Source organism: Alkalibacterium psychrotolerans, assembly GCF_054784355.1.
This window is the reverse complement of sequence record NZ_BAAGPH010000140.1, coordinates 26970-35034: the sequence shown is the minus strand read 5'-3', so window position 1 is coordinate 35034 and position 8065 is coordinate 26970. Positions and strand designations below refer to the sequence as shown.

The window sequence follows — 8065 nt, the reverse complement described above, 5'->3', positions numbered from 1 at the left end:
TTGGTAACTACATTTTACCAAAGAGAGGTGTCTTTTTCTGTACTTTTAAGTTCAATATTCTAACTGATCTTTACGGTAAAAGGATAGAACGTCGTTCTTAGGGGTGCGAAACTTGAGTTATTAATTATAGTATCGTCAAAATTTCCATCATTAAATACCAATTTATGAATATGCAGGTTACCTGTTTCGGGTCTTGTGTCTGGTCTTTCTGCTTCTGCCATCGCTGTAGCAGGTGCTACTACTGAGAGGATCATCAGAAGTCCCATTAGTAAGCCTACTATTTTCCGTGTTCGTTTTGACATTTTACTCACTCCTCTTTATATTCTCTTTTTATTTTTTTTGAGACCGTAGACGGTTCCTCCCATTAAAGCGAGGCCGAGTAGTGTAAAGACTGTCGTTCCCATGCTGCCTGTATCTGGAAGCTGCTGGGAAGGGCGGTTGCGAATGACTAATGGATTTTCCTCATTAATCAAGGATTCTCCATAACGGACAATTGTTTCGCCATCTTCACCTTTTTCAATAACGACAATGATATCGTCAGGAAGTAAGTTGAAGCCGGATGGTGCGCGTGTTTCTTCTAGACTGTAAGTTCCTGCAAGTAAATCTGTAATAGTAAGTTCGCCATTTTCATCTGTTTCAAAGAGTTCGCTGAATTCTTCACCTTCAGCTGCTTCTGGAGAAATGCGGGTTAGTCTGAACTCTGCAGGATTATTAGTAATTGGATTACCATCCTGATCGGCTTTGATAATATACAAATCACCATCTATTAAGGTATTAGATACATCAAGCTGTAGGACGTCTTCAATGAAGTAAGGAGCTGCATACTCTTCAAGGTAGTTGTCTGGCACTTCTTCTTCAATGAAGTAAGTGTAGACATTTCCGTCAAAGTCAGTAAAGTCCTGTTCACCGAAGTCGTACATCCAGTTGCCGTCTTCGTCTGCAAAGACTTCCACTGTAATGACTTCTTCTGGTCCACCCTCTCCAATCGCTCTGAAGAGAGTAATTTCCAAAATGCCTGGTCTGTGAGCTAAAGTATCATTAAACCAGCTCTTCGTACCGGCTATTTCGAGTTGAGGAATGACATAAGTGTTAGTGACAATCCAGATACCGAGTTCTTCATCAAATACTACGTCGGAGTCGTAGTTATCTAATTCCAACTCTTCAGTGACGAGATACTCGTAAGGATTGCCATCTTGGTCAAATTCCGGCAGGTCAGCCCAGATATAATTAAATTGAGCATGGTTGCCGTCTTCTGGTGTAATCACCGGCACGATATCCAGTACTTCGAATTCGCCTTCATCACTTCTACGGCTTAAGGTCAAAGCAACGGCTACATGGTCAGTAATCGGACCGCCATCCCAGATTTTACGGGCTAGGATAGCGATAAGTGGACTTTCAAAGGTGTTGGTCAAAGCCAGTCCACTACCAGAACGGACAAAGTTTTCTGGGTCCCCGGGTATGAAGTCGCCTGTTTCCCCGTCAACTGTTCCTTCAACAACATAGAAGTTGTACGCGTTACCATTTTCGTCTGTAAGATTAACGTTCATGAAAGTTACTGAAACAGTTTCTTCATTAAGTTCAGTAGTAGGTAACTGCAGGACCTCTACAGCTTCATCTAAATCGGTACCTTCAATAGTACGACGCAGCTGGAACCAAAGATCAGGTCGAACGTTTTCTCCGCCAATCCATGTTTTAGTTGCTTCAATATCATCTGAAGGAACTTGATAAATATTTCTTACTAGACCTTCAAACTCTACAAATTCTCCATATAGTTCGTCATTTATAGTTACTGGGTTAGCGTATTCCCGTGTATATCCGCTTACTTCTTCTTCAGTGAAGTAATAGATATAAGGGTCACCATCAGGTGTTTGTAATGGTAGGCCAGCCCATGTATACGTGAAGGTATTGGATGGTCCTTCAAGAGGATCAACATCCGGGTCAACTTCTACTTCTGTAAGAGTTATTCCATCTGTTGTTTGCCATAAGGTGATGTTAATATCAACAGGGTTTTTGTTTTCCTCCGGTCCGCCTACCCACTCTTTAATGACGGTAAAGTCTTCTTTAGGAACAGTTAAATCATTAGTGACAATAATCTCCAAGTTTTCAAAGTCAGCTAAATTAAATTCGTATGTGCCTTCTGAATTTGGCAATACTTCTGTTCCATTTGCAGTAACGGTTACTTCGTACTCGCCAGACTCTTCACTTAATGTCAGTAATGCATCAGTAGGTAAATTGTTAAGTGGGAAGATGTCAGAGTCACCTAACATAAAGGTGTCGTTTACTGGTGAGTAATAGTGATCGACTTCAATTTCCCCAGGTCTAACAATTGAGTAACTAAACTCAAACTCTTCATCCATATCTGCATCTGTTCCTGTAATAAATTTTTGAATGGAAACATCAGTAGCTTCCACCATTACAGTAGATGTATCCGTTTTAGGAGCAAATGCACCTCCGATAGTGGCTGTATTAGTCAACTCCTGACCATCTACAGCATTATCATTAACGTAAGCTTTCACTAGAAAGGTTCGTGAGACTCCGTTTGCTGCTAGAGAAATGCCGCTGGCCAATTGAACTCTGCCATTGTCTAATACAGCATCCATCCATTCTCCACTACCATCTTTAACTTGAAGAACAGTGATTTCATCAGGAGTGTCATCGAAAACGTCCACATTACTTAAAGCTAAATCACCATTATTAGTGACAGTAATCGTATAGATTAGTTCGTCACCAATGGTCGCTGTAGTAGGTTCGACCTCTTTAGTGATTGTGTAATCAAGGTCAAGTGTGACTGTCATACCTTCGATACGGAAACCACGTGCCCTATTATCGATGCTTATTGTGTTAATTTCTTCTAAAGTATTTGTCATAGGGCCGAAATCGAAAACAATCAGTCTTTCTCCTTCAATAACTATAGTTTCTCCACCAACATTTAAGGTGAGTTGAGCACCTACTTCTACCCAGTATTGATTGTATACATTGAAATCAGTAGAGTAATTTAGAGCATTCTGACCATTTAACATCGGAGAATGAAAATCTGATTGATTTGCCGTATTAGTAACATTATCTAGTATCAAACGAACATTATCTTCTGTATCAATAAATATACCAACAGCTGCATAATGTTGATTTATACTAATCCCGGTGGCTGAAAAGTAATTTAGAGCATTAAAGGTACTTAGAATGCCAATACTTTCAGCCATCATCATGACAGAATCCAGCTCTTCAACCGCTTCACTGTCTTCTTCGGCTTTGACTTCTAGTTCGATGTCTTCTACTTCCTCTTCAACATCTTGCTCTTCTTCCAAAGCAATACTGTCTTCTTTGTCTTCCTCTTCTTCTAGCTCTGCAGCTTCAGCTTCTTGCTCGGCTTCAACCCTTTCGGCAGCTAAACGCTCTTCTTCAGCCTTTTTATCGGCTTCTTCCTGAGCTAGTCTTTCCGCTTCTACTTTATCGGCTTGTTCTTGAGCCAAACGTTCAGCTTCTAGTCGTTCTTCTTCCGCTTTTTGTTCAGCCTCCAAACGCTCAGCTTCCGCTTGTTCAGCAGCTAGTCTTTCTTCTTCTGCTATTCGAGCGGCTTCCTCTTCTGCTGCGATACGTTCAGCTTCTAATCGTTCTTCCTCTGCAATCCGCTCTTTTTCAATTTGTGCTAACCGGTTAGGAACAGTTATATTCTGCAGAGAAGGAGTAGCTTGGGTATCGACCAGTTCAATGGCTCCACCGACTCCGAAAGCAAGGGTGTCTGCGTTTAGGTCGCTGACTTCTGTTTTAAACTGAATGTCTAATTTTTGTGAGTCAAGTGAGTACGACTGAGGATTGAATCGATAATTTCCATTAACTGTGGTGAATGTTGTTCCAATGGAGTTGCCATTGAGTGTAGCTGAGTCTATTTTAGGTTCTCCGATGCCTCCGGGTAACTTGATTTCGGCGACTGGAGAGGCTTCTGTTTCTGATGCAGCTTGGTTGACAGTTATGTTCCAGGTAATCTGCTTGCCGTCTTCACTTACGGTCCACTTAACGTCACCGGATCCCTTATCATCTGAAAATAGCGTGACTGGACTGGCAGATTGAGCGGATGCAGTTATGGCAGTCAGGAGACTGGAAGGCATGAACTGTACAAACTGAAAGATCACAAATAGAAGCGTAATAAAATGAGTCAGCATAGACTTATGTTGAGTTTTCACATTCTTTACACCTCCGTAACTAAAGTACTGCGGACGATTGAGGTAGATATTCAGTTTTAGATATCAGTCGTCCTCACCTCCTTAAAAGGGTCGCAAAATAAAAGGTTAGAAAATTAAATTAAAATACATAACATAAGACAAGGATAGTAGTATTGTGATGGTTTCACTAAAGAGGAATAATTATGAGGTTTATAAGATGTATAACGAAAGGTGTATAGGGTAATTAAGTTTATGGTGTAGGAAGTTAAGAAAAAAGATAAGGTGTAGATGTTGAGGTATTATATACGAGGGTGACTTATAATATAATTAAGCGATTAATGGATAATAATATTAAATTAGAACTGATAAATATTAAAAAGAGCATGAAAAATTAAAGGGACAGAAGGGGTATAAAAAAATAGGGGTCTGGGATTTGCACTAGGTATCTAAACACGAGGGTGTGCTTAGAGTGTAATTAAGGTGTTGGGAACGGGGCGGTTGGGAAAAAATATGAAGAAAGTGTGAATAATTCTATTTCTTACGGATAGTATAATCCAAAGAATTTTAAATAGCAACCGATAACACCCTAAAATATTAAAAAAATTAATATTCAGTGAATATATAAAAATTAAACTGGAAAATAGCCACATAAATCTCTTTAGATAAACGTTACAGCAGCTCAAAACAAACTTAATGCTCAATTTATCACATAACGTATAATCCCTCATCTTTTATGTTACTCTTCTCCTTAAATATTGTATACTGTAAGAGACAATCGATTTATGAGGAGTTACTATTATGAACATGACAGACGTCATTAATTTAGTTAATACGAATAGAGGCACTGGAAAAAAAGAGAGTTTAATCCGTATGCAGCTGCTGATGGAAAAGCTGGGTAATCCGCAGGAACACTTGAAATACGTACATATTGCAGGGACAAATGGGAAGGGATCAACCAGTGCTTTTCTGGCATCCATTTCCAGTGCTGCGGGCGTTAGAGTAGGCATCTATACGTCACCTCATTTGGAAAGAATCAATGAGCGTATTCGAATTAACGATGAAGAAATATCTGATGAGGCATTTATTCGCTTAACAGAGCGCGTCGCTCCTTTAGTAGAGGAAGTAGAAGAGGAACTCGATGAAGTATTGTATTCCTTTGAAATATTGACCGCCGTTGCTTTGGTTTATTTTTCCGAGAAGAAGTGTGACCTGGTAATTTTAGAAGCGGGAATTGGCGGCCGTCTGGATGCGACGAATATTATCAATACACCTTTGGCTGCAGTCATTACATCTATCGGACTGGATCACATGAAGGTTTTAGGTGTGTCGAAAGTAGAGATTGCTTCAGAAAAAGCAGGAATTATTAAAGATCAAGGCACAGTCATCTTCCATGAAATGTCAAAAGATATAAATGCGGTCATTTTAAATAAAGCCGAAAGAGAACATGCTAAAGTCGTTCAAGTGAAAGCAGAAGACGTCAGGAAGGTTAATATGAGTGAAGATAAAAGTGAGTTTTCATATAAACATCTTCATAATCTGACTATTCAGCTGCTCGGCAGACATCAGATTTCAAATGCGGCTCTGGCAATTGAAGCAGCACAAATTTTGTCTACAAAAGGTTTTTCGATAGATGAAGAGGCTATTCGAAACGGCTTGAAAAAAGCAAAGTGGCCGGGTCGAATGGAAAAGATTAATCATGAGCCGACGGTTATTATTGATGGTGCACATAACCCTGAGGGCATTGCTCATTTGAACAAGAATCTGCTTAGACTCTTTCCGGATGACCAATTGATTTTTGTTGTAGGAATGATGAAAGATAAAGCGTATATGGACATGCTTCGAACCGTATTTCCTCAAGCTAAACAAATGCTGACGGTTTCTCCGGATCCTTACAGGGGGTTTGATGCTCATGAAACGGCTGAAAGAATTAAGGCAGAAGGTGTCGCGGCTGAAGCATTTTCCTCGGTTGAATCGCTTATAAGAAGTTTAAAAGAATCATCCCACTCAAACGAAAAAATTATCGTATTTGGCTCCCTTTATCTGATTGGTGAATTTAGAAAAGTATGGAAATAAATTGAGTAAAAGCTCTCTGCCTCCTTTAGGTAGAGGGCTTTTACTATTAGTTCATCGGCAAACAGTGCTAAAATATAAATAGAGAGTAAACGAAACTAGTAGAAACCGAAGCGAAGGAAAGGAGACGATAAAAGTTTAGAAAACTAAAATGAAACGCTTGCATTTTTTCCTGATGTAAAGTATAGTAAAAATGCAAACAACTTGTATATACAAGTTTAGACAAAGGAGGAAATAATAGTGGCAGATTTTAAGACAGATGCACAGGAACTGCTTGATGCGATTGGCGGTAAGGAAAACGTCAATGCAGTCACGCACTGTGCGACACGTATGCGTTTTGTATTGGACGACCCGTCCAAAGCAGACACAGAAAGAATTGAAGAGATCGAGTCAGTAAAAGGGACGTTCACTCAGGCAGGACAGTTTCAGGTGATTGTAGGAAATCGTGTAGGTGATTTCTACAATGAATTCTCAGCTGTATCTGGTCTGGAAGGTGTGTCTAAAGATGAAGTGAAGGGTGCAGGTAAGAAGAACATGAATCCCCTGCAGCGTATCATGGCTGCTTTGGCAGAAATCTTTACCCCATTGATTCCAGCAATTATTATCGGGGGTTTGATTTTAGGTTTTAGAAACGTATTGGAAGCCGTTCCTATGGGATTCTTGGATGGTCAGACTATTGTTGAAACATCTCAGTTCTGGAGTGGGGTTAATGCTTTCCTTTGGTTGCCAGCAGAAGCGATATTCCACATGTTGCCTGTCGGAATCACTTGGAGTGTTACCCGTAAAATGGGCACCACTCAAATTTTAGGTATTATACTTGGTTTGACACTTGTTTCAGGACAATTACTGAATGCTTATGGTGTAGAAGATATCTTGGCAGGTGACGTACCTGTTTGGGACTTTGGATTCTTCCAGCTGGATATGATTGGTTACCAGGCTCAAGTTATCCCAGCGATGATGGCCGCCTTCTTACTGGTCTTCCTTGAGAAGTGGCTGCGCCGCGTGGTACCGGAAGCTGTGTCCATGATCTTTGTTCCGTTATTCGCTTTAATACCAACGATTTTTGTTGCTCACGCTATTATCGGTCCAATCGGCTGGCAGTTGGGTACGTGGTTATCTCAAATCGTTAACTGGGGATTAAGCGGAACATTTAACTGGTTATTCGGCTTTGTGTTTGGTGGACTCTATGCACCACTTGTTATTACCGGACTGCACCACATGACTAACGCGATAGACTTACAGTTGGTATCCGACTTTGGCGGAACAAACTTATGGCCAATGATTGCTCTATCAAATATCGCTCAAGCATCAGCCGTTATGGGTGTTATCTGGTTACACCGTGGAGACGAAAAAGAAAAAGCAGTCTCTGTACCAGCTGCAATTTCAGCTTACCTTGGTGTTACAGAACCGGCCTTGTTTGGTATTAATATTAAATATGTTTACCCATTTGTTGCCGGAATGATTGGTTCAGCGTTTGCTGGAATGCTTTCTGTGGCAATGGACGTCACGGCTTTCAACATTGGTGTCGGGGGCTTACCAGGTTTCTTGAGTATTCAGTCAGGTCTCATCTGGTTCTTGATTGCCATGGCAGTTGCTATTGTAGTACCAATTACCTTAGTTATCGTCTTCGAGAAAAATGAAATCTTGACGAGCTGGGAGAACGACAACTTGCCGATTCCAAAACTGGGACGTTAAAATAGAATTAACTAATTGAATGATGTTACTCTATGGGGGAAGGGTATTTCCACTTAATTGTACATTTCTGGAGGAAAAGACTGGAAAAGACAGCAATTAAGGGAAAACCCTTTTTCTATTGGTTCACAAAAAAGAAATAG

4 protein-coding genes are annotated in these 8065 nt (G+C 40.4%); 2 read left to right on the top strand and 2 right to left on the bottom strand.

What is annotated here, in order from left to right; translation table 11 throughout:
• Positions 1–59: 59 nt before the first annotated feature.
• Entirely contained in the window at positions 60–302 is a 243-nt protein-coding gene (locus ACYVLS_RS11690) for a hypothetical protein (protein ID WP_460324744.1), read from the bottom strand.
• Positions 303–317: 15 nt separating this feature from the next.
• Positions 318–4181, bottom strand: coding sequence for a Cna B-type domain-containing protein (locus ACYVLS_RS11685; RefSeq protein ID WP_460324742.1), 3864 nt, complete (start codon positions 4179–4181; stop codon positions 318–320).
• Positions 4182–4958: 777 nt separating this feature from the next.
• Here ACYVLS_RS11685 and ACYVLS_RS11680 point away from each other — a divergent pair.
• Together ACYVLS_RS11680 and treP are read left to right on the top strand one after the other, a co-directional pair.
• Positions 4959–6233 carry a bifunctional folylpolyglutamate synthase/dihydrofolate synthase gene (locus tag ACYVLS_RS11680; RefSeq protein WP_460324740.1) on the top strand — a complete coding sequence of 425 codons (1275 nt, stop codon included), beginning with the start codon at positions 4959–4961 and terminating at the stop codon, positions 6231–6233.
• Between the two features lie 237 nt (positions 6234–6470).
• Positions 6471–7925 (top strand): PTS system trehalose-specific EIIBC component, encoded by a 1455-nt coding sequence (gene treP / locus ACYVLS_RS11675; protein WP_460324738.1) that lies wholly within the window; start codon positions 6471–6473, stop codon positions 7923–7925.
• The last annotated feature ends 140 nt before the right edge of the window (positions 7926–8065 follow it).

Coding starts and splice junctions, on each gene's coding strand:
- ACYVLS_RS11690 (WP_460324744.1), bottom strand. CDS start 302: ATGTCAAAACGAACACGGAAAATAGTAGGCTTACTAATGGGACTTCTG.
- ACYVLS_RS11680 (WP_460324740.1), top strand. CDS start 4,959: ATGAACATGACAGACGTCATTAATTTAGTTAATACGAATAGAGGCACT.